Annotated in this window: 19 protein-coding genes, 8 tRNA genes and 2 rRNA genes; all 29 read right to left on the bottom strand. The window is 39.9% G+C overall.

From position 1 onward, the window contains the following. Positions 1-97, bottom strand: a 16S ribosomal RNA gene (locus CCE82_RS11285); the annotation flags it as partial. A 133-nt stretch (positions 98-230) separates the two neighbouring features. Then, positions 231-306: transfer RNA gene (locus CCE82_RS11290), tRNA-Ala, on the bottom strand. A 17-nt stretch (positions 307-323) separates the two neighbouring features. After that, positions 324-397 (bottom strand) — tRNA-Pro (locus tag CCE82_RS11295). A gap of 9 nt (positions 398-406) precedes the next feature. Then, positions 407-483: transfer RNA gene (locus tag CCE82_RS11300), tRNA-Arg, on the bottom strand. A gap of 14 nt (positions 484-497) precedes the next feature. After that, positions 498-583 (bottom strand) — tRNA-Leu (locus CCE82_RS11305). A gap of 8 nt (positions 584-591) precedes the next feature. Then, positions 592-666: transfer RNA gene (locus tag CCE82_RS11310), tRNA-Gly, on the bottom strand. A gap of 18 nt (positions 667-684) precedes the next feature. Continuing rightward, a tRNA-Lys gene (locus CCE82_RS11315) sits at positions 685-757 on the bottom strand. Between the two features lie 5 nt (positions 758-762). Continuing rightward, positions 763-838, bottom strand: a tRNA-Thr gene (locus tag CCE82_RS11320). Between the two features lie 2 nt (positions 839-840). Beyond that, positions 841-916: transfer RNA gene (locus tag CCE82_RS11325), tRNA-Val, on the bottom strand. 11 nt (positions 917-927) lie between these two features. Further along, a 5S ribosomal RNA gene (gene rrf / locus CCE82_RS11330) occupies positions 928-1,042 on the bottom strand. Positions 1,043-1,541: 499 nt separating this feature from the next. Next, positions 1,542-3,029, bottom strand: a complete 1,488-nt coding sequence (gene lysS / locus CCE82_RS11335) for a lysine--tRNA ligase (RefSeq protein WP_086429482.1) — start codon at positions 3,027-3,029, stop codon at positions 1,542-1,544. Positions 3,030-3,051: 22 nt separating this feature from the next. Further along, positions 3,052-4,044, bottom strand: coding sequence for a tRNA dihydrouridine synthase DusB (gene dusB, locus CCE82_RS11340; protein ID WP_086429483.1), 993 nt, complete (start codon positions 4,042-4,044; stop codon positions 3,052-3,054). A gap of 44 nt (positions 4,045-4,088) precedes the next feature. Further along, positions 4,089-4,574, bottom strand: coding sequence for a 2-amino-4-hydroxy-6-hydroxymethyldihydropteridine diphosphokinase (gene folK, locus CCE82_RS11345; protein ID WP_086429484.1), 486 nt, complete (start codon positions 4,572-4,574; stop codon positions 4,089-4,091). After that, positions 4,567-4,938, bottom strand: coding sequence for a dihydroneopterin aldolase (folB, locus tag CCE82_RS11350; RefSeq protein ID WP_086429485.1), 372 nt, complete (start codon positions 4,936-4,938; stop codon positions 4,567-4,569). The genes folK and folB overlap by 8 nt, the downstream gene beginning before the upstream one ends. Continuing rightward, the gene (gene folP, locus CCE82_RS11355; RefSeq protein WP_086429510.1) at positions 4,928-5,719 is read right to left on the bottom strand and encodes a dihydropteroate synthase; all 792 of its coding nucleotides are present in this window, start codon (positions 5,717-5,719) and stop codon (positions 4,928-4,930) included. Before folP ends, folB begins: the two co-directional genes overlap by 11 nt. Positions 5,720-6,014: 295 nt before the next feature. Further along, positions 6,015-6,944, bottom strand: a complete 930-nt coding sequence (gene cysK / locus CCE82_RS11360) for a cysteine synthase A (RefSeq protein WP_086429511.1) — start codon at positions 6,942-6,944, stop codon at positions 6,015-6,017. Positions 6,945-7,195: 251 nt separating this feature from the next. Beyond that, positions 7,196-8,080: an Hsp33 family molecular chaperone HslO gene (gene hslO / locus CCE82_RS11365; RefSeq protein WP_086429486.1), complete on the bottom strand. Its 885-nt coding sequence runs from the start codon at positions 8,078-8,080 to the stop codon at positions 7,196-7,198. A gap of 389 nt (positions 8,081-8,469) precedes the next feature. Beyond that, positions 8,470-10,584 carry an ATP-dependent zinc metalloprotease FtsH gene (gene ftsH / locus CCE82_RS11370; RefSeq protein ID WP_086429487.1) on the bottom strand — a complete coding sequence of 705 codons (2,115 nt, stop codon included), beginning with the start codon at positions 10,582-10,584 and terminating at the stop codon, positions 8,470-8,472. Positions 10,585-10,699: 115 nt separating this feature from the next. Continuing rightward, entirely contained in the window at positions 10,700-11,239 is a 540-nt protein-coding gene (gene hpt, locus CCE82_RS11375; RefSeq protein ID WP_086429488.1) for a hypoxanthine phosphoribosyltransferase, read from the bottom strand. Further along, the gene (gene tilS, locus CCE82_RS11380) at positions 11,229-12,518 is read right to left on the bottom strand and encodes a tRNA lysidine(34) synthetase TilS (protein ID WP_086429489.1); all 1,290 of its coding nucleotides are present in this window, start codon (positions 12,516-12,518) and stop codon (positions 11,229-11,231) included. The genes hpt and tilS overlap by 11 nt, the downstream gene beginning before the upstream one ends. A gap of 82 nt (positions 12,519-12,600) precedes the next feature. Next, positions 12,601-12,978: a S1 domain-containing RNA-binding protein gene (locus CCE82_RS11385; protein ID WP_014614797.1), complete on the bottom strand. Its 378-nt coding sequence runs from the start codon at positions 12,976-12,978 to the stop codon at positions 12,601-12,603. Between the two features lie 139 nt (positions 12,979-13,117). After that, positions 13,118-13,507 carry an FtsB family cell division protein gene (locus CCE82_RS11390; RefSeq protein WP_086429490.1) on the bottom strand — a complete coding sequence of 130 codons (390 nt, stop codon included), beginning with the start codon at positions 13,505-13,507 and terminating at the stop codon, positions 13,118-13,120. 27 nt (positions 13,508-13,534) lie between these two features. Continuing rightward, on the bottom strand, positions 13,535-13,792 hold the full coding sequence (locus tag CCE82_RS11395) for an RNA-binding S4 domain-containing protein (RefSeq protein ID WP_014614799.1): 258 nt from the start codon (positions 13,790-13,792) through the stop codon (positions 13,535-13,537). Beyond that, positions 13,782-14,966 carry a MazG nucleotide pyrophosphohydrolase domain-containing protein gene (locus CCE82_RS11400; protein ID WP_086429491.1) on the bottom strand — a complete coding sequence of 395 codons (1,185 nt, stop codon included), beginning with the start codon at positions 14,964-14,966 and terminating at the stop codon, positions 13,782-13,784. Before CCE82_RS11400 ends, CCE82_RS11395 begins: the two co-directional genes overlap by 11 nt. Continuing rightward, positions 14,963-16,495: a polysaccharide biosynthesis protein gene (locus tag CCE82_RS11405; protein WP_086429492.1), complete on the bottom strand. Its 1,533-nt coding sequence runs from the start codon at positions 16,493-16,495 to the stop codon at positions 14,963-14,965. Before CCE82_RS11405 ends, CCE82_RS11400 begins: the two co-directional genes overlap by 4 nt. Then, positions 16,485-19,988, bottom strand: a complete 3,504-nt coding sequence (gene mfd, locus CCE82_RS11410) for a transcription-repair coupling factor (protein ID WP_420822123.1) — start codon at positions 19,986-19,988, stop codon at positions 16,485-16,487. Before mfd ends, CCE82_RS11405 begins: the two co-directional genes overlap by 11 nt. Before the next feature lie 5 nt (positions 19,989-19,993). Beyond that, complete coding sequence (pth, locus tag CCE82_RS11415; RefSeq protein WP_086429494.1) at positions 19,994-20,566, bottom strand: aminoacyl-tRNA hydrolase; 573 nt, start codon at positions 20,564-20,566, stop codon at positions 19,994-19,996. Between the two features lie 393 nt (positions 20,567-20,959). Next, the gene (locus tag CCE82_RS11420; protein ID WP_086429495.1) at positions 20,960-21,613 is read right to left on the bottom strand and encodes a 50S ribosomal protein L25/general stress protein Ctc; all 654 of its coding nucleotides are present in this window, start codon (positions 21,611-21,613) and stop codon (positions 20,960-20,962) included. Between the two features lie 137 nt (positions 21,614-21,750). Beyond that, positions 21,751-22,716 carry a ribose-phosphate diphosphokinase gene (locus CCE82_RS11425; protein WP_019169423.1) on the bottom strand — a complete coding sequence of 322 codons (966 nt, stop codon included), beginning with the start codon at positions 22,714-22,716 and terminating at the stop codon, positions 21,751-21,753. Positions 22,717-22,738: the final 22 nt, after the last annotated feature.

Below are 22,738 nucleotides of genomic sequence, written 5' to 3' on the forward strand. Positions count from 1 at the left end.
ACGTCAAAGGAGCAAGCTCCTCATCTGTTCGCTCGACTTGCATGTATTAGGCACGCCGCCAGCGTTCATCCTGAGCCAGGATCAAACTCTCCATAAAAGAAGTAAGCTTGATATAGCTCGTTGATTGATTAAGTCAATCACTCTTGAAAGTACTTTTGAAGTACTCAAATTATCGGAATTAACGTTGACATATTGTCATTCAGTTTTCAATGTTCATTTCAAAAATATAATGGTGGAGACTAGCGGGATCGAACCGCTGACCTCCTGCGTGCAAAGCAGGCGCTCTCCCAGCTGAGCTAAGCCCCCATGTTATTTTTAAGAAGTCGGGAAGACAGGATTTGAACCTGCGACCCCTTGGTCCCAAACCAAGTGCTCTACCAAGCTGAGCTACTTCCCGTTATTAAAATGGCGCGCCCGATAGGAGTCGAACCCATAGCCTTTTGATCCGTAGTCAAACGCTCTATCCAGTTGAGCTACGGGCGCATATTAAATGATGATGCCGAGGACCGGAATCGAACCGGTACGGTGATCTCTCACCGCAGGATTTTAAGTCCTGTGCGTCTGCCAGTTCCGCCACCCCGGCAAAAATAATGGAGCAGAAGACGGGATTCGAACCCGCGACCCCAACCTTGGCAAGGTTGTATTCTACCGCTGAACTACTTCTGCTCAATAGTATTCGAATGATGAGCCATAGAGGATTCGAACCTCTGACCCTCTGATTAAAAGTCAGATGCTCTACCAACTGAGCTAATGGCTCATAAATGGTGCCGGCCAGAGGACTTGAACCCCCAACCTACTGATTACAAGTCAGTTGCTCTACCAATTGAGCTAGGCCGGCAATGGTGGAGAATGACGGGATCGAACCGCCGACCCTCTGCTTGTAAGGCAGATGCTCTCCCAGCTGAGCTAATTCTCCATATGTAATGTGCCTGGCAACGTCCTACTCTCGCGGAACGTAAGTCCGACTACCATCGGCGCTAAAGAGCTTAACTTCTGTGTTCGGCATGGGAACAGGTGTGACCTCTTTGCCATTGTCACCAGACAATAATTATTTTATTAAGTAGCTCGATTGGCTACCTTTTTATAATACCTGTTTCGTAAAGACTTTTCAATAGTTAATTTTACACTTTGTTTAAGTTTTTTACAAACATTTTAAATTTGTTTGCCGTTCAATTTGACGACTTTTATATAATACTCAATTATCATTTTAAAGTCAACACTTTTTCGGTTCTTTTTTTAAATAATTTCGTAGTATTTTTCGTCACAGTCTCTTTCTTCTATGATTCCGCATATGTGTAGAAATCCCACTGTATCAAATCCGTGTTCATCACAACTACATTATCAATTTCTTTAGCAATCATGTCGTACACTCATTTGCACTTCTTCTTTATTCATTTGTACCTTCAACATCTATCATTTAACAAATCAATATACCTCTCCCCTAACGATTTTACCTGCTTCTTTAACTGTTTAAAACCAACTTAAAAATAAAAGCGCCTGTACCATCGAATACTCAATGGACAGGCCCTTTACTATATAGCTTATTTTTGACGCATGTATGGGAATAATAAGACGTCGCGAATTGATGGCGAGTTCGTCAATAACATGACGAGACGATCAATACCGATACCGAGTCCACCTGTTGGCGGCATACCGTATTCTAATGCTTCAATGAAATCCTCATCCATTTCATGCGCTTCATCATTACCTTGTTCTTTTTCTACTAATTGTGCTTCAAAGCGTTGACGTTGATCGATTGGGTCATTCAATTCTGTGAACGCATTCGCATGTTCACGACCTACAATGAATAATTCGAAACGATCTGTGAAGCGTGGATCTTCAGGATTTTTCTTAGCTAGTGGTGAGATTTCAATTGGATGACCATAAATGAATGTCGGTTGAATGAGTGTTTCTTCTACTTTTTGTTCGAAAAATTCATTTAAGATATGGCCATATTTCATGTTAGCATCAACTTCAATACCGTGCGCTTTTGCTAATTCATGTGCTTCTTCATCAGATTTCACTTCATAAAAGTCTACACCTGTTGCTTCTTTAACGGCATCAACCATGTGTAAGCGACGCCATTGTGGTTCTAAATTAATTGTTTCATCGCCGTATTGAACTGAAGTTGTGCCTAATACGCGACGTGCGATATGTGCAACTAATTCTTCAGTTAATGACATAATATCTTTGTAGTCTGCATATGCTTCATACAATTCAATCATTGTAAATTCTGGGTTGTGACGTGTAGAGACACCTTCGTTACGGAATACGCGTCCAATTTCATATACTTTCTCTAAACCACCGACAATTAAACGTTTCAGGTGAAGTTCGATTGCAATACGCATGTAAAGTGTCGCATCTAATGCATTATGATGTGTAACGAACGGTTTCGCTGCAGCACCCCCTGCGATTTGATGCATCATTGGTGTTTCTACTTCTAAAAAGCCTTTTTCATTCAAGTAATTACGCATTTCTTGAAGAATACGGCTACGATTAATAAACGTTTGTGTACTTTCTTCGTTTGTAATTAAGTCAAGATAACGTTGACGGTAACGTTGTTCAATATCTTGTAAACCGTGATGTTTGTCTGGTAATGGACGTAACGCTTTAGATAAAAGTTTGAATGACTTCGCTTTAACTGATAATTCACCAGTATTTGTTTTAAACATGATACCTTCAACGCCGACAATATCGCCTAAGTCGGCAGTGTTCCAAATATTAAATTGCTCATCACCGACTTGGTCTTTACGTACATAAATTTGGATTTGACCGGATAAGTCTTGAATATGTGCAAATCCTGCTTTACCTTTACCACGTTTTGTCATTATACGACCTGCAATCACGGTATGACTTTCCGCTTCTTTTTCAGCAAGTTCTTCTTTAGAATATTGGTCCCATTCTGCTTTTAATGTTTCAGCAGTGCCTGTACGTTCAAACTTTTCACCGAACGGATCAATACCTAAATCTCTTAATTCTTGTAATTTTTGTCGACGGACCTGCATTTGGTCGTTCATTTCTTCTGTCATTCTTACCTCTCCTTTTCGCTTCTTATGCCTCTATTTTTTGTTTTTCCATTTGTTCATCACGGAATTCTGTTAAAATCTCTGTCATTTCGGCTAAAGTTTCCGCTTGGTTTAATGCTTTACGCGCTTTACCATTGCCTCTGACACCTTTAAGATACCATGACGCGTGTTTACGCATTTCCATGACGCCGACCTTTTCACCTTTCAAATCGACTAAACGATTCAAGTGCAATAAAGCAATCTCAATTTTTTCGTCGATTTGAGGCTCATCAATTAACTCGCCTGTTTCTAAATAATGAACCGTACGATAAATCATCCACGGATTACCTAGTGCTTCACGTCCGATCATTACAGCATCTACGCCTGTTTCTTCCAACATTTTTTCAGCAAGCTCTGGACTCGTCACGTCACCATTACCGATGACTGGAATGTTGACCGCTTCTTTCACTTGGCGGATAATATCCCAATCTGCTTTACCTTCATACATTTGAACACGTGTGCGACCATGTAGCGAAATCGCCGCAGCACCTGCACGTTCAGCCGCTTTTGCATTCTCAACAGCAAAGATATGATCTTCATCCCAGCCGATACGCATTTTACATGTCACAGGTTTGCTGACACGTTCCGTTACTGCAGATACCATTTCGTAAATCTTGTTTGGATCTAATAACCAACGTGCGCCTGCTTCACATTTAATTATTTTTGATACAGGACATCCCATATTAATATCGATAATGTCGGCTGTTGTATTTTTATCCACATATTCGGCAGCTTCAACTAATGTTTCTTTTTCACCACCAAAAATTTGTAACGACAGTGGACGTTCATTTTCATCGATGTATAACATGTTCATCGTCTTTGGATTGTTAAACAGAATCGCTTTGTCGCTCACCATTTCCGCACATACTAAACCAGCACCGAATTCTTTAACAGTGAGTCGAAACGCTGAGTTACACACCCCTGCCATTGGCGCGAGTACAACTCTGTTTTCAATTTCAACGTCTCCAATTTTCCACATTTCAAATTTCCTCCAATATATTCAAAGTCAATCACCAAAATCCATCACAATGTTTCTTTATATTTCACTACTGTATCATCATTTGGCACGAGATGTTGAATCTTTTGGCCCGAATGCGGTTCGATTACATTGGAAGCAATATCATTTAACGGAACCATCACAAAAGCACGTTCAGTCATGCGAGGATGCGGCACAGTTAAATCATCCTCTTCAATGATTTCGTCGCCATACAATAAAATGTCAATATCCATTGTACGCGGACCCCATCGCACTTGACGTACACGATGTAACTCTGCCTCAGTTTCTAAAGCAACATTTAACAAATCATGTGCAGAAAGTTGTGTCTGGATATGTAAGCATAAATTTAAAAAGTCAGGTTGTTCTGTATATCCGACAGGTTTTGTTTCATAAATCGGTGAAATTGCGACAACATTAATCTTTTCGTGCGCATCTAATAAAGCAATCGCCTCTTTTAATTGTGCTTCTCGGTCACCTATGTTACTGCCCAAACCTAAATATGCATCAATCATGGTGATTCACCCTCACAATTTCTACACCGACACCTTGATAATAACCAGGAATAGGTGGATTTTTTTTAGTGATTCTAACTTTCGTTTCCATTACACGATTATAGTGTGAATTTATACGTAATGCAATACGTTCCGCAAGATGTTCAATTAATTGCACAGCTGAATCATGCATAATGGCTTTAATGTCTTCGTATACTTCGCCGTAATGTACAGTGTCTTCCACGCGATCCGATGCCCCTGCCACACTCAAGTCGACTTTCATTTCAACATCGACAGTAAAAATTTGGCCAATTTCATTTTCTGCAGGTAACGCACCGTGATATGCATAAAATTCTAGTCCTTGTAAAAATATTTTATCTTCCATCTTCATATCCTTTCAACGCATCCATCGTTTTGGCAAGTCGTGCATTCATTAAAACATTATGTACACGTACGCCATGTACACCTTTCATAATACCGTAAGCTGTCGTCGCTGCTGTTGCTTCATCGCGCTCATCAACTTGATTGTCACCACCGAGTAAAAATTGAATCAATCGCTTTCGACTCGTCGCCAATAACACTTTATATCCTGTCGCAACAAGTTCATCTAATCGCGACATCACTTCTTGCTCTTCTTCACGCGTTTTTGCAAAACCAATACCCGGATCTAACCAAATTCGTTCCCGAGCAACACCTGCGAGCACTGCTTTGTTCGCTTGCTTTAATAGCATTACTAACATTTCGTCCATCACCGGTGTGTCACGCGTCCCATCACCGTTATGCATTAAAATGAGTTCCGCATCATATTTCGCAATGACTTGAAACATGCGTGTATCATATAACCCTGACCACTGATCGTTAATCATAGTGGCACCTGCTTCAAGTGCTGCTTCCGCGACTTCACTTCGAAATGTGTCGACCGAAATCGTGACGTCTAAATGTTGCAAAGCTTCAACGACCGGAATCACACGCGCTAACTCTTCTTCAACTGTAACTTCTTCATGACCAGGACGTGTCGACACACCTCCAACGTCGATAATATGTGCGCCTTGCTCAACCATCTTTGTTGCATGTTCGACAGCGCGATCCACTTCATTAAATCGACCACCATCCGAAAATGAATCCGGTGTGACATTTAAAATACCCATAATTTGTGTTTGTGGCATGTTACGATCTTCCTTTCCGTCTGATTCAACCATTCACATCCACCTTAGAATAGATACATTATATCAAATTTCTGCTGCTTTCATATAATGTCAACCACCACCTTCACCCTCCTTATTTCTAGGCTGACCTCTTTAATATTCAGCACATATTTCGTCAAGATGGCTCAACCACACGCCCTTGATTAAGCGGTTGCGATTCCGTCAAACTTAACACACCTAAACAGCATGCGTATAAAACGAATAAAAAAGCAGGACTGTACGTTCACAGCCCCACTTATCATGATACTTTTACTTACTATTCAAAATTGTAAAGCGGTGTAGACAGGTAGCGCTCACCATTACTTGGAAGTACTGTTACAACTGTCTTACCTTTACCTAATTCTTTCGCTTTTTGAATTGCTGCATAAATCGCTGCACCTGAAGAAATACCGCCTAAAATACCTTCTTCTTTAGCAACACGACGAGATGTTTCCATCGCCACTTCATTGCCGACTTTAATAATCTCATCGTAAATTTCTGTGTTTAACGTACCTGGAATAAATCCTGCACCTAAACCTTGTAATTTATGTGGACCTGGTTCGCCACCACTTAATACAGGTGATGCTTCAGGCTCAATTGCAACGATTTGAATGTCTGGGTATTTCTCTTTTAACACTTTACCTGCACCTGAAAGTGTACCACCCGTACCTACACCTGCTAAAAAGGCGTCGATCGTGCGTCCTTCAAATTGTTCTACAAGCTCTGGACCTGTTGTTAATTCGTGCACTTTAGGGTTCGCTGGGTTTTCGAATTGTTGAGGTTCAAAATAACCATGTGTTTCTTTTAACTCTTTCGCTTTTTTAATCGCACCCTTCATCGCTTCTGCACCTGGTGTTAATACGAGTTCTGCACCGTAAGCTTTTAATAAATTACGACGTTCCATACTCATTGTTTCAGGCATTGTGAAGACAGCTTTGTAGCCTTTCGCAGCACAAACAAAAGCTAAACCGATACCTGTATTCCCTGATGTAGGTTCAACAATTGTATCGCCTGGTTTAATTTTACCTTCTTTTTCTGCTTGTTCAATCATCGCTAAAGCAATACGGTCTTTCACAGAACCGCCTGGATTTTGATATTCTAATTTCACATAAATGTCCGCAGCATCTTCACCTGCTTGATGGCGTAATTTTACGACAGGCGTTTGACCAATAATGTCTGTAATATTGTCCACTGGTTTTCTGACCATCATCAACAACCTCACTTTTTAATTAATTTTTCGTTAAACACATAGCTTTTATATCGGATATCTTTAGTGTAACACTAATTGTACACAAGCAAAAGCACATTCTTAGCTGAAACACTTTAAAAGATGACATTACCCGCCATTATGCATCGTGTTAAATCTCGTTTTTAGTTTCAGTCCCCTATGTATCACTATATATAATTTAAGGGATAATCGCCATTATATCGATGGCACGATTACCCCTTACATTTGTTTTAAGATGGCATTTCAGCAAGTAACGCTTTTAACTCATCTTCAGAAAATTCATAGCGCGAGCGACAGAAATGACATTCCGCTTCTGCGCCGTGATCTTTTGCTATCATATCTTCTATTTCTGCTTGGCCTAAACCTTTAATCGCATTTAAAAACTTATCGTGACTACAGTTACATTCAAATTCAACCGGCATACTTTCTAAAATTGTAACGTTCTCTTTACCTAAAATCGTTTCTAACATTTCTTCAGGTGTTAAACCTTCGTCAATTAAAGTAGATACAGGCTTCATTGTATTGATCGCCGCTTCTAAACGGTCGATTGTTTCATCTTGAGCGCCCGGCATGACTTGAATAATAAATCCGCCTGCCGCTTTTATAGAATTGTCTGTATTAACAAGGACGCCGACACCGACTGATGAAGGGACCTGTTCACTATTTGCGAAATAATACGTGAAGTCTTCACCAAGTTCACCCGAAATAATTGGGCTACTGCCTGTATAAAAATCGCGCATTCCAACATCTTTGACCACGTTGATTGCGCCATCAGTCCCCACTGCACGGCGAACATCTAATTTCCCTTGCGCATTTAATGGGAAATGGGTTTGAGGGTTCGTGACATAACCTCTCACTTTCCCTTTAGCATCCGCATCAGCAATAATTTTGCCGATAGGGCCACTTCCATCGACCGTTACTGTTAATTTTTGGTCACCTTTTAACATTGCACCCATCATTAGGCTCGCTGTCATTGTACGCCCTAACGCTGCAGATGCAGTTGGCCACGTGTAGTGACGTGTTTGTGCTTCTTGAATAGTTTCCGTGGCGTTCACACTATATGCGCGAATTTCACCGTTAAAGGCCAAAGCTTTTACTAAATAGTCATGTGCCATTTTTCCATATCACTCCTTAAATTTGTGCGGTTCATTATTAAATGTATGGCGTGTTTGCTTGCGATGTGATGAAGTTGCTCACATTTAAATGGTTGGGTCGCTACTTTGCATTATCATACGCGGAAGTTGTGGTCTACTCAACTAAAATGCTTTTCTACATCACTTGAATCCCTCTTATCATTAACACCCTCGCTCACAAAACTTAATCCTGTTGTTCGTTCTGTACATCTCAAAACCCATTCGTCATGCCAACATCGAATAACACGTCTGACGTCCCCAACTTTATCTAGACATATCTATGCAACAGTCCGAATGTAAAAACGATTGCATATAAAAAGGGCTTTCCTTAAAAGTGTTATGCTTTCAAGAAAAGCCCTTATGCTTATCGCTTATTGACGTGGCGGTTGATCATTGCCTGGACGGTCAATGTTAGGTTCTTGTTCGTAACCTGTTGTATCACCATTATCGTCTTGTTGTGTTTCTTGATTATCTTTTGGCTCTGCCTCATGTGTTGTTTCCTCTTCATCGCGACGTTCTGATTGACCACGGTTAGCGCGCTCTGTCAATTCTTCTTGTTCACGACGAATGTCATCATAAGACTTACCATATTTCCCTTCGTCAAACGCTTTATTTTCAGAATGGTTAACGACTTTTGCATCATCATAATTCACTTCTGGTAAATGACCTTCATGGAATAATGATTGAATTTGTTCTGCAACCAATGTTTCTTCAGTTAATAACGTTTTAGCGATTAATTTTAATTGTGATTCGTGTTCTAACAAGATTTGTTTACAACGTTCATATTGTTCTTTAATGATACGTTGGACTTCTTTATCAATTTCAAATGCGATTTGACCTGAATATTCAGGTTCACCAGACATGTCTTTACCTAAGAAGACTTGTCCGCCACCATGTGAAAATTGGACCGTACCTAACTTTTTACTCATACCGTATTTAGTGACCATTTCACGCGCAATTTGTGTTGCACGCTCAAAGTCGTTTGAAGCACCTGTTGAGACTTCGTTAAAGATAATATCTTCAGCGACACGTCCGCCAAGTAAACCACAAATCTTGTCGAGTAATTCAGGTTCAGTCATTAAGAAGCGGTCTTGTTTAGGTAACATCATCGCGTAACCACCCGCTTGTCCACGTGGCACGATCGTTACTTTGTGCACGACTTCAGCTTCATCAAGTACCATACCGATAATCGTATGTCCTGCTTCGTGATGCGCAACGATATTACGTTCTTTTTCAGAAATGACACGAGATTTTTTAGCCGGACCTGCAATGACGCGGTCTGTTGCTTCTTCAATGTCACGCATATCGATTTTCTTCTTACCACTTCGCGCCGCAATTAATGACGCTTCATTAAGTAAGTTTTCTAAGTCCGCACCAGAGAAGCCTGGTGTACGTTGCGCAATCGCTTTAAGATCGACTGTTTCATCTAACGGTTTATTTTTAGCATGAACATGTAAAATCGCTTCACGACCTGTTACATCTGGACGTCCGACTTGAATTTGACGGTCAAAACGGCCTGGACGTAATAATGCAGGGTCTAAAATATCAGGGCGGTTTGTAGCTGCAATCATAATGATACCTTCATTTTCACCAAAACCATCCATTTCAACAAGAAGTTGGTTTAATGTTTGTTCACGTTCATCATGACCACCGCCAACACCTGCTCCACGTTGACGACCGACTGCATCAATCTCATCTATAAAAATGATACACGGCGCATTTTTCTTCGCATTTTCGAATAAATCACGGACACGGCTCGCACCGACACCGACAAACATTTCAACAAAGTCTGAACCACTAATTGAGAAGAATGGTACACCCGCTTCGCCCGCTACTGCACGAGCAAGCAATGTTTTACCTGTTCCCGGTGGCCCAACTAATAAGACACCTTTCGGAATACGTGAACCCATTTGTTTAAATTTCTTGTTGTCTTTCAAGAAGTCAACAATTTCAATGAGTTCTTGTTTCTCTTCATCCGCTCCGGCAACGTCTGTGAAACGGACACGGCCTTTTTGACTGTCGTACATTTTGGCTTTGGATTTACCAAAGTTCATCATACGACCGCCACCACCGCCACCTTGTGCTTGGCTAAGGAAGAAAATAAAGAGTAAAGCAATAACTAAAACAGGAATTAATGTAGAAATAATGCTTACAAATACACTCTGTCCTTCTTCTTCTTTAACAGTAAAATCTAATCCTTTTTGGTCTTTGGCTGTTTCAGTAACTTTATTCAATTCTTGATCATTATTAAACAAAATTGTTGAGGCATAATCGTCATTATTTTTTAACTTACCGCTTACTTTATATACGTTATTTTCAGGTTGGATTTCTAAAGATTTCAGTTCTCCATCATCCAACTTTTGTATAAATTGCGTGTAAGTTAATTCTTTAGGTACATTCCCATTGCCGTTAATCCATGAAAATAGCCCAAAGATAACAACGCCGACAATGGCTATAAACAGCACATTACGAAAAGCTTTCTGCATGCGTCGTTTCCTCCTACTTCAAATATAAAACTAATAAAAATTTTACCATAATTGTTACACAAATGGCTAGTAATTGACTTTTACCAACGCTGGGGATACGCCCCATTTCACGCGCTTATTTTGCATACATTTCAGGTTTTAACGTACCAATATAAGGCAAGTTACGGTACTTTTCTTGGTAATCTAAACCATATCCAATCACAAACTCATCAGGGATTTTTTTGCCGACATATTTCGCTTCAATATCCGCTTTACGACGGTTTGGTTTATCAAGTAATGTCACAATTTCTAAAGAGTTTACACGACGAGATTGTAGTAATTCTGTGATGGATTTTAATGTCGTTCCTGTTTCAAGAATATCTTCAATAATTAAGACATCTTTATTTTCAATAGATGAACTTAAATCTTTTAAAATTTGGACTTCACCTGTAGATTCTGTACCACCGTGATAACTTGAAACGTCCATAAAATCAATTGCAAGAGGCAAATCGATGTGTTTAATTAAGTCTGTCATAAATAAGACAGAACCTTTCAAAATGCCTACACAAAACAGATCTTTCCCTTGATAATCTGCTGTAATTTTTTCGCCTAATGTACGACATATCTCTTGAATGTCATCCTCCGTTAATAACACTTCTTTTACATCATTTTTCATGTATGTCATCTCCCATAAATTGAATCTTAATTACATCTTGATATTGTTGTTGAATATACAACGTGCCTACAGCTAAAATGTCTCCATGCGTCGTTTCGATGATTGGTATTTGTGCTCTCATATATGCAGGTATTTTCGCATCAATCATCAGCCGCGATACTTTTTTATGATGACCGTCATGTCGTGTAACGCGATCACCGGATTGACGCGCACGAATGCGTAATTCCGACTCTGGCACAGCAGACATGTCAGTAATCTGAACGTCATAACGACCAAAGCGATACGTTCCCGCTTCAGTCACTTGTATGGTATATGTATCTAAGCTTTTTTGCATTGGCGCCATTATTACTAATTTATCATACACGATATCAGCATGCCATTGGTTTGTGTGCATAAGTTCAGTTTGTGCGACTGAACTGGCTATTTTTTGAAACCAATCCATATAAGCATGCTCACTTATCGTAACGGTATTGTCAAATTGTTGCAACAACGTATCTAAGGTTAACATTTTAACATGTGTCGTCAAGGCGTTAAAAGCGTTTCTTGATACGATGCAAGAATGTGCGTTTCTTGTCACAAATCGGTCCGCAAAGTGTTGCACTTCCTGTTGCATCAATCTCAACGCTTCATCGTGCCAAGCTTTAAGTTTTAACAACTGCTCTGACTGTAACTGCGCATTCTCGTCAATCTGAGGTAAAATGCGATTACGAATATCATTACGAACATACGCATTGCTTGTATTCGACGCATCTTCAAAAAATGGGACGTCATGCTGTTGTTGGTACAGTTGAATGTGCTTTTTCGTCGTATTGAGCAATGGTCTTAATACTTTGAAACCGTCTCTCTGCTCAATAGATGCCATACCGAGTGGATTGCGCGTACTTTTCCCTGTGAACAACCGGTAAAAAATCGTTTCTACTTGGTCATTCTCGTGATGCGCAGTGAGCAAACAATCCGCATTCAGTTGTGTCATCATCGCATCAAACCATTCATACCGCATGACTCTCGCATCATTTTGAATACTCCGCCCTTTCGCCACAGCTTCCGATAAATCGATGCGCTTAATATAGAACGGAATGTTGTGTGCTTCACAATACTGTTGGATAAACACCGCTTCTTCTTCCGACGCCTCTCTCAAACCATGATGCACGTGTAAACACGTCAATTGCCGATAGGTTGATGCATAGTCGTGTAGCAGTTGGTGTAGTAATACCATACTATCGATACCTGTCGAAACAGCAAGCACTAAATGATCTGTCACCTTCCAATTTTGTTGCATACCGATTGTCACTCCTACATAAAATAGAGGCTGAGAGTCAAAGTTATCCTTCGTTTCTCAACCTCTAAGTGATTATCAATACTTAACGACGTGAACCTCTGCCACCACGTCTTGATTCTGTTTGACGCTTAATAGAAGTAAGTCTGTCTTCACTATCTTTTAAAAAGTTAGATAGTTTTTTCTCAAAGTCTTCTGGTTTTTGCGCCGGCTTTTGCTTACGTGGGCGCTCTTTTGCTTTTTTGATAGATAAACTAATTTTACCATCATCTGCAATAGATAATACTTTTACTTCTACTTCATCACCGACTGTTAAATGATCTTCTACATTTTCGACATAGTTGTCTGCTACTTCACTAATATGAACTAGCCCACTTTTTCCTTCAGGCAACTCCACGAATGCACCAAATTTTTTGATACCAGTGACTTTACCTTTTAACTTACTTCCTACTTCGATTGACATTGTTATAATGCATCCTCCCGCTTTAGTTCAATATATAGTTCTATTATACGTTTGTTTAACTGTTTTCACAATGGCAAATTGAACATCGCCTTTTTTCTTTACGTTTTTTACTTGTTAACAATCCATTTTTAGAAGTGTACTACTTTTTCTCGGATTGTTTATCTTTCTTGGCGTCTTCTGGCAATTTAAAGATGATTTCGCCGTCATTGCTTAAATAGAACTCATCTCTCGCAATCTTTTCGACATAAGCTTCATCATTTAAATTATTCAGTTGTTCTTTTAATTCAATTTCTTGGTCTTGTAGCTTTTGGTACTGCGCTTCTTTCGCTTGACGTTCAACTGAGGCTTCGTGGTTACCTTTCACTTGCAACATCAACATGATCAACAGCACAATAATGATGCCAAGCAATATCCCTCCGAAGACAGATATCCGCTTTTTGACAACTTTTTTCCGACGCTCATGTCGTTGTTTTTTAGCGTTTTTTTTGCTCGTGTACTGATTGCCGATATTTTGAATTTTTTGGGCCATGCGGCGTCACCTTTCTTTATTTACCCTTTACTGAATGCGCGCTTCTTTAACAAGTTCGAACATCCCTTTAGCATTTTCTTTTGTAGCATGCTCATTTAATCCTGTGACTTTTACCGTAACGATTTTTTGACCAAACTGTATCACTAACTCATCATCTATTTTCACGTCTGTCCCCGCTTTTGCAGTATGACCATTCACCGCAACACGACCTTGATCACTGAGCTCTTTAGCGAGTGTACGACGTTTAATTAATCGTGAAACTTTTAAATATTTATCAAGTCTCATAAGTGTCCCCCTGTTCTATATAAGCCTTTAGTTCTTCTTCTGTAAAGTCTTTATTTTTGACTTCATCATACAATTTTAAGAAATGGGTCGCAAATACTTTCTCAAATTTAACGCGTTCTTTTTTCCCTTCCGCTTGCTTTTCTGTTTGCCAAATTGATTTCACATCTTCTACATTTTGTGCAGTTTCATCGCCAAAAATGTGCGGATGACGTCGAATCATCTTTTCAGTCAAACTTGCGACCACTTCACGCGTATCCATGTAGCCTTCTTTACGACCAATATTCGTATGGAGCAACACTTGTAACAAAATGTCGCCAAGCTCTTCAATCATGTGCCAATCATCTTCGTTATCGATTGCTTCAAATAGCTCATACGCTTCTTCAAGTAAATAACGCTTTAACGTTTGATGCGTCTGTACTTTATCCCATGGGCAGCCGTGTTCATCATCGACTAAACGTGCAATCACTTGATCCGCATAATCAAAATCACCATACAGCGCTGTCTCATCAGTTACTTTCGGTACAAAGACACTCGTTAAATTCGTATAAGTTACATCATGATCTAAAGCATAAATCGGGCAACGTGTCACTTGTGCACCACTTTGATGTGCCCCATCAACGACCATCACTTCAAAATCATCCGGATAACGTTCCATCAATGATAATTTTAAACTACCCGCAACCATATCACTGTATACTTGTGTCACAATGGTCGCTGTGCGTGGATTGAGCATGTCCACTTCTAACGCTGTGGCATCTAACATCGTAAAACCGTCGTTAGGATCGACATCAACCGCTTCAAACACATCATCAATAAAGCTGCGTCCACCTAACACCTTGACTTCAACATCATGTTCAGATGCTTTCGCTAATAACAACTGTGTCGTCGTCTCAGCCACACGCGGATGACCTGGCACAGCATAAACAATATCGTCATGTTGTGCATACTCGAACAATCGCTCTGTAATCGCCTCATAAACCGGTTCAAACGTTTCGTGCGCCTCGTACACATCATCGAAACTTTCGATATCGATGCCTTCTAATTGTGCAATGACAGGGTGGTTTTTCGTACGCACATATATTTTTGATTGTTGTTGGATTAATTTGTAAATACTTACAGGTAATTCGTCTAAACCATAGTTCCCTAATCCTATAATTGTCAGTTGCTGTGTCATGATTTTCTTCCTTTCTCCCACGAAATGACTTTGTCGCCAAGCGGTAAATGCACCCATTCTTCTTTACTTAAAATATTGAAATAAAGGAGCATGAATACAATACTTCCGACACCGACCGCTGCAGCAATGAGTAGTTCTATCAAACCGCCGAAACGTGTCTCAGCAGGAATGAGATAATGACATAATTGTACAACAGCTGTCATGACCAATAAAGCCAAAATCAATTTCACATAAAATTTTCGTAATGCGTTAAGGCGATAAAGCTGCATGACACGGTGATGCAAGACAATGACAAATACGACTAATGAACTCACAGTCGCGACACTGGCACCAAAAATACCGAATAACGGAATTGCAATGACATTGAGCAACCCTTTTGTCACTAATCCGATGATGAGCGCTTTGATAATCATGCGGAACTGTTCATGAACTTCAAGCAACGCGATGTACATCATAATGAGTGACACACATATGACTGTTAACATGTATAGAGATAATGTACCTGTTAATTCTGCGCGTTCAAAAAAGACACGATTTAACAACGGAATTAAATTAATCAATCCAATACCACTCGCACTGCTGATCACAATTGTAATTTTAAGTGAGGCATTCGCGTAACTATGCATTTGTTGGAGTTGCCCATTCTTCTTCGTATCGGTCAACAGCGGGATTAAAACAAAACAAAATGTCGTTGTGACGATGAGCCCCATTTGAATAAAGGAAGCCCCCCGATCAAAAATCCCTTTTTGCGTAATCGCTTCGTCAAAGGTCAGGTTTGTGCCATAACGCAACATATTTACCACCGTAAAACTATCAATCACTTGCCATAAAATGACGATTAAATGGCTGACTGCAAAAATGACAGTCGCGACGAGAAAACGACGCCACTGTATACTTTCTTGATCGATTTGTTCAACAGGAAGGTGACTTTTGAACGTTAAAAATACCGTCGCAATGACAAAACCTGCTGTTGACGCGAAAATGGCCCAAGTTCCCGCCTGATAAATCGAGAAGTCATGGCGGATAAACAACCCAATCACGACGCCGATTAAGCCGACACGTACAAGCTGTTCCAACACTTGTGAATAGGCCGGCATGTGCATTTCGTACTTCGATTGAAAATAACCGCGTAATAAACCTAATGCACCTACACAAATAAAACTGAAACTTGCTGCTTGAATCATCGGCGTCAACTGCGAATCTCCCATTAGCAGAGCGACCGCTTTCGCTCCTATGAACATCAACACACAAATAACAAGACCAACACCTGTCAAAATCCGACACAACCGAATAAAGAACGGTTTTGATATATGCTGATGCCCTAACATTTGTGTATATGCACTCGGCAATGCATTACTCGATAAGACGACACCTAATGCGACAATTGGATAAATTTGTTGATACGCATATAGCCCCTCATCACCGAGCACATTTTGATAAGGCACACGATACAAAGCACTCAATATTTTGACGACAATCAAGCCGAGCGTCAGGACGACTACACCATTAAATGCTGTTTTAGATTTCATGCGGGATTCTCAAACTTTCTTCCAACGTCTTCGCTAAGAACTTCAGCGACTCTAACCATTGTTTTCCTTTCGTCAACGTCACTTTCATACAGCCGTCTTGCACACCGACTTTCATTGCACGACCGAGCGCGATTGTATTTTTAAATAACGCTTCACCGTCAATATCATTCGTTCCTTTTTGTGTCAGTAAAATTTCAATCGCTTTACCCGTATCCTTCACTGACTGCACGCCCACATGAAGGAGATGGACTTTAATTTCCACTGAATCTAATAACTGTTCGACTTCTGTTGGATATGCATTGAAGCGATCGAGTAATTCATCTTTAATGTCCATCAATTGCTCCATACTTTCAGTCGCTCTCAATTTCTTATAAATTTCAATTTTCGCTTGTTCATTACGAATATATTCAGCTGGCAAATAGGCATCGAGTTTCAAGTCTAACTCCAGCTCAGGTACCGGTGTTTCTTCTTTAATACCACGTTTTTCATTCACTGCTTCTTCTAACATTTGTGAGTACAAGTCAAAGCCGACTGAATCAATGAAACCGTGTTGTTGTTTACCGAGCAAATTACCTGCACCACGAATGTTCAAGTCACGCATCGCAATTTTGAAACCACTGCCGAGTTCGGTAAATTCTTTAATTGCTTGCAGACGCTCTTCAGCAACCTCATTCAGTACACGATTCGTTGCGTGAAGGAAGTAAGCATAACCAATACGACTTGAACGACCAACACGCCCACGTAATTGATACAGCTGACTTAAACCAAAACGATCGGCATCTTCAATAATGAGTGTATTTGCATTTGGCACATCAACGCCTGTCTCAATTATTGTCGTTGTGACTAAAATATCATACTCCCCATTGATGAAGTCGAGCATCGTTTCTTCCAAGTCACGTTCTGGCAATTGACCATGCGCGACACCAATAGAAGCATCTGGCATCAACATTTGGAGCTGTTCACGTTTTTCATAAATAGAGCTTACACGATTATAGAGATAAAAAACTTGGCCATCTCGAGAAAGTTCCCGTTCTAAAGCTTCTTTAATAAAGTTACTATTTTGTTCTAAGACGTACGTTTGCACTGGGAAGCGGTTTTCTGGTGGTGTTTCAATAATCGACAAGTCACGTACACCTAACATACTCATATGCAATGTACGTGGAATTGGTGTCGCAGTTAACGTCAACACATCGACATTTGCTTTTAACTGCTTAATTTTTTCTTTGTGACGTACACCAAAACGCTGTTCCTCGTCGACAATGAGCAGACCTAAATCTTTATACTCGACTGTTTTACCGAGTAACTTATGTGTGCCGACCACAATGTCAACAAAACCTGATTTCAAGCCTTCCTTTGTCTCTCTTACTTCTTTTGCTGTACGAAAACGACTCATCAAATGAATTTCGACAGGGAAATCACGCATTCGCTCAATCAATGTCTCATAATGTTGTTGAGCTAAAATCGTCGTCGGTACTAAAAAGGCAACTTGCTTCCCTGACATGACTGCTTTAAACGCCGCTCTGACAGCCACTTCTGTTTTACCGTAACCTACGTCACCACATAACAGACGGTCCATAGGTCTTTGGCTTTCCATATCATTTTTAATTTCGATAATCGATTTCGCTTGGTCGTCTGTTAAATCATAAGGGAAGTCCATTTCAAATGCATATTGTTCTTCAGTGTCCGGTCCAAACTGGTAACCGACAGACTGTTCGCGTTCCTTATACAAAGCAATCAGTTCATCCGCAATATCTTCTACACTGCGCTGAACTTTCGCTTTCGTTTTCTTCCATTCACTGCCGCCTAACTTATACAGTTTGGGGGTCTTATCTTCTGAACCGACATATTTTTGGACTTGCTCCATTTGATCGACGGGCACAAAGAGTTGGTCTGTCCCTTGGTACTGAATTTTAATATAGTCGCGGTGTACATCACCAACTGCTAATGTTTCTACACCAAGATAACGTCCGACACCATGATGCACGTGTACGACATAATCGCCAACATTCAATTCTTGGTAGGACTTTATTTTTTCAGCATTACTTAATGTTTTACGACGTTTTTTAGAGGTCTTTTTCTGTTTTGACTTAAACAATTCGCGCTCTGTCACAACAACAAGCGACATATAAGGCAGTTCGAAACCTTCTGACAAGCTTCCCTCAATAATTGCCGCATGTCCCGGTGCCATCGTTTCAACGTCAGGATCTAACAATGTCGGAATATGCATTTCGCTTAACATCGCCTGAATTCTTTCCTTTTTCGTTGCCGTCTCTACCATCACGATGACACGATCCTCTTGTTTCATATAGCGTTGAAATTCAGAGGTCATAATGTCGTATTGGCCGTAAAATTGTTGCACAGGTTTACATGAAAACTTAATGATATCGTCTAACTTCATTTGCATCGAAGCGGTAAATAACGTGAAAAATGTGATTTTAAATTGACGTAACATCCGGTCAAATGCATCATCATCCATAAAACGTTGGCCGATAAAACCTTTACCACTTTCAATCAAATTTTGTAAAAAGTCTTCTGTTTCTACAGTCAACGATTCCTCCGTCTCACGTACACGATTGTATTCATCTACTAAAATGATCGCGTTGTCTTTGAGATAGTCTAAAATCGTTGTAGGTGTGTCGTACATAAAAGCCACTAAACGACGTAATACTTGTGGATCGAAATGCGTTTCCTCTATCACTTGAAAACTATCGTATGTCTCTTTCAAATCTTGACGTACTGACTTGTCGATTTTAGGACGTGTCGTTTCGTAAGCAGACTTCAACGCTGTCATCATATGTTGTCGTACTGCTTCCGTCATAATGTAATCATGTGCCGTCGTAATTTCCGCGCGTTTAATATTTTCTGATGAACGCTGTGTCTCTACATCAAACTGACGAATCGAATCCACTTCCGTATCAAACAATTCAATTCGAATCGGTTCTCCAAGTAACGGATAGACATCGATAATGCCACCACGCACCGAAAATTCACCAATATTGGATACGACCGATTCACGTCGATATCCCATACTCACTAATTTTTCTAAAAACGCTTCAATCTCAATATCATCGCCCACTTCAAAAGTCATTTGATGGTCGCGCCACATCTCTTTCGGTGTCAGCAACTTTTTCAAACCATTTAAAGGGACGATAAATAACCCGCGACGTTCATTCGCGAGCGCTGTCAACGTGCGTACACGCTCACTCATTAATTCCGGGCTTTGCGTTGAAAACTCTTCTGTCATAATATCTTGAACAGGATATTTATAAACTTCATCATCCGGGACAGACTGTAATAAATCCGCTTCAATCTTGTCTGCTTGATACAAATTGTTCGTGACCAATACGACTTGGCGATGGTCCGACTGATAAAGTTCCGCAATGATGGATGCTTTCGCTGCAGGTGTTAACCCCGTCACGAGCACATTAGATTGACCGACTTGCTCTGCTAAATCTTTAAATCTCGAGTCTCTATTTATAATTTCACTGATTATTGATTTCACTTAGCCTCACCATTATATCGATTCATTACATTTTCGAATTTTTCATTACCTATAAATGCTTCCACCGCATCAGCCACATGTTGAATCACTGTATCCATCACTTTCATTTCATTCGTTGAAAAGCGTTGTAATACGTAATCCTTGACCGCCATTCCATTTGAAGGGCGATCGATGCCGATACGAATACGTTTAAAGTCACTCGTTCCTAACATTTGAATGATTGATTTCATCCCGTTATGACCTCCTGCACTGCCTTTTTGGCGTAAACGTACATGACCTTGTGCTAAATCTAAATCATCATACAATACGAGTAAGTCATCTACTTCAACATCATAATAATCCATCAAAGGTGCAACCGCTTCTCCCGACAAATTCATCAAAGTCAATGGTTCGATGAGCATCACTTTTTCACCATTAATTCGCTCTATCGTATAAGCGCCACGAAACTTTTGCTTGTCGAGTTTGATTTGATGTCGCTCTAATAAATGATCGATGACTTCAAAACCGATATTATGTCTCGTATATTCATATTTTTTTCCTATATTACCTAAGCCCACAATACACTTCATCATTGACCTCCATGTTTGTCTTTCTCCGACGCTATTTTTCATCATCATTTGCGTTCAATATCCCTATATTAACACATTTGACCTTGAACTTGGTGAATAGTCCTATTCCCATTATAGAACTTCTATTCGAAATACTCACAACTTATCGAAAATTCAAAACCGTTTCAATACCTACATCACGCTCAATGCCATACAGACACTTAAGCGTTAACGCGTCTATTTAAAGTTCGGTACTTTTTACATCTTCTTTTTATATTATGCATCAGCACAAATAATTTATAATTTTCTTTTTCTATCATAATATTTAGTTGTCTTTTCATTACAATCAACAACGCCAAAAAGAGCTGACACCCAAAAGGCTCAGCTCTTCTTGTAATGATATTGAAATCATTTTTATTCTTCTTCTTTTTCTTCCTCGTCAGAAGATTCACCCACAACTTCTGGCTCTTCTTGAGTAGATTCGCCTTCCATTGCTTCGATTTCTTCTTCAGTTGGCTCTTCAGTAGGCGCAACAACTGAAACGATTGTATCTTCAGCATCGTTTTCGATAGTGAAGTCACCAGAAACTTTAAGATCAGCTACTGATAAGCTGTCGTTAATGTTTAATTCAGTAACATCTACTTCGATGTATTCAGGAATGCTGTCTGGTGTAGCAGTGATTTCTAAGTTGAATAATGGTTGTTCAACTACGCCACCTTCTTTAGCGCCAACAGCTTCACCAATTAAGTGAACAGGTACTTCTACAGTACGCTCTTCAGACATATTGATTGCTAAGAAGTCAATATGTGTAATTTGGTTTTTAAGTGAGTCGTATTGGTAATCTGATACCATGACTTTGATTTGTTTTGAACCTACACCAAGTTCAATCACACCGTTACGTCCAACTTCACGGATCAATTTGATGAATTCTACTTCATCAACTTTAACTGATACGTTTTTTGTACCGTAACCATAAACAACTGCAGGTACTTTACCCGCTTCACGAATTTTACGTAAGTCACCACGAGTTTGCTTACCTTGACGAATAATAGACTTTAATGAAGCCATATTCATTTTCCACCTTTCCATTGCACACATTTGTGCTGCACTTGCCCATCAACATGTGTTGCTTGCAAGTGTGTATTTGTCCGTATTGACACGAACAGACCCATTTTACACGAGGGCTGATGATAAGTCAACATGCATTAGTCGAATAATACACTTACAGATTCACGTTCGTAAACACGTACAATGGCTTGCGCTAACAATTCTGCTACAGAAAGTTCCACGATATTGTTAGGTTTTTGCTCTTCGTTTAATTGAATTGAGTTCGTTACGACTAATTCTTGAATCGCTGAATTTTCGATACGTTCTTTGGCCGGACCCGATAATACAGGGTGTGTACAACAAGCGAATACTTTTGTTGCACCTTTATCTTTTAATGCTTGCGCCGCTAAAGTGATTGTACCTGCCGTATCAATAATGTCATCAATAATAATCGCTGTACGGCCTTCGATTTCTCCCACGATATTCATGACCTCTGCAACGTTTGGTTTTGGACGACGTTTATCAATAATGGCGATTGGTGTTTTAAGGATGTCCGCTAATTTACGCGCACGTGTCACACCGCCGTGGTCTGGTGATACAACAACACAATTTTCTGGATCGATTTCTTCATTATTTAAGAAATATTCCGCTAAGATAGGTACACCCATTAAGTGATCAATTGGAATATCAAAGAATCCTTGAATTTGAGGTGCATGTAAATCTAATGCAATCATGCGATCCGCGCCAGCTGTTTCAAATAAATCAGCCACTAATTTAGCTGTAATTGGCTCACGGCTACGCGCTTTACGGTCTTGGCGTGCATAACCGTAGTATGGCACAACAATAGTAATGTTGGCTGCTGAAGCACGTTTACATGCATCAATCATAATAAGAAGTTCCATTAAATGTACATTTACAGGGTTAGAAGTCGGTTGGATAATAAATACATCACAACCACGAATACTTTCTTCAATATTAATTTGAATTTCACCATCACTAAAACGTTTAACTGTACATTTACCTAATTCAACACCTACATGATCTGCGACTTCTTGTGCAAGTGGTTCGTTACCTTTCAATGAGAAAATTTTCAAAGACGAATTTTTATATTCGGTGTTTAACATTATTATGAATCCTCCAATTTTG

Source organism: Staphylococcus cornubiensis (genome assembly GCF_900183575.1).
Classification (GTDB): Bacteria; Bacillota; Bacilli; order Staphylococcales; family Staphylococcaceae; genus Staphylococcus; species Staphylococcus cornubiensis.

Coding starts and splice junctions, on each gene's coding strand:
- lysS (WP_086429482.1), bottom strand. CDS start 3,029: ATGACAGAAGAAATGAACGACCAAATGCAGGTCCGTCGACAAAAATTA.
- dusB (WP_086429483.1), bottom strand. CDS start 4,044: ATGTGGAAAATTGGAGACGTTGAAATTGAAAACAGAGTTGTACTCGCG.
- folK (WP_086429484.1), bottom strand. CDS start 4,574: ATGATTGATGCATATTTAGGTTTGGGCAGTAACATAGGTGACCGAGAA.
- folB (WP_086429485.1), bottom strand. CDS start 4,938: ATGGAAGATAAAATATTTTTACAAGGACTAGAATTTTATGCATATCAC.
- folP (WP_086429510.1), bottom strand. CDS start 5,719: ATGCCACAAACACAAATTATGGGTATTTTAAATGTCACACCGGATTCA.
- cysK (WP_086429511.1), bottom strand. CDS start 6,944: ATGGTCAGAAAACCAGTGGACAATATTACAGACATTATTGGTCAAACG.
- hslO (WP_086429486.1), bottom strand. CDS start 8,080: ATGGCACATGACTATTTAGTAAAAGCTTTGGCCTTTAACGGTGAAATT.
- ftsH (WP_086429487.1), bottom strand. CDS start 10,584: ATGCAGAAAGCTTTTCGTAATGTGCTGTTTATAGCCATTGTCGGCGTT.
- hpt (WP_086429488.1), bottom strand. CDS start 11,239: ATGAAAAATGATGTAAAAGAAGTGTTATTAACGGAGGATGACATTCAA.
- tilS (WP_086429489.1), bottom strand. CDS start 12,518: ATGCAACAAAATTGGAAGGTGACAGATCATTTAGTGCTTGCTGTTTCG.
- CCE82_RS11385 (WP_014614797.1), bottom strand. CDS start 12,978: ATGTCAATCGAAGTAGGAAGTAAGTTAAAAGGTAAAGTCACTGGTATC.
- CCE82_RS11390 (WP_086429490.1), bottom strand. CDS start 13,507: ATGGCCCAAAAAATTCAAAATATCGGCAATCAGTACACGAGCAAAAAA.
- CCE82_RS11395 (WP_014614799.1), bottom strand. CDS start 13,792: ATGAGACTTGATAAATATTTAAAAGTTTCACGATTAATTAAACGTCGT.
- CCE82_RS11400 (WP_086429491.1), bottom strand. CDS start 14,966: ATGACACAGCAACTGACAATTATAGGATTAGGGAACTATGGTTTAGAC.
- CCE82_RS11405 (WP_086429492.1), bottom strand. CDS start 16,495: ATGAAATCTAAAACAGCATTTAATGGTGTAGTCGTCCTGACGCTCGGC.
- pth (WP_086429494.1), bottom strand. CDS start 20,566: ATGAAGTGTATTGTGGGCTTAGGTAATATAGGAAAAAAATATGAATAT.
- CCE82_RS11420 (WP_086429495.1), bottom strand. CDS start 21,613: ATGGCTTCATTAAAGTCTATTATTCGTCAAGGTAAGCAAACTCGTGGT.
- CCE82_RS11425 (WP_019169423.1), bottom strand. CDS start 22,716: ATGTTAAACACCGAATATAAAAATTCGTCTTTGAAAATTTTCTCATTG.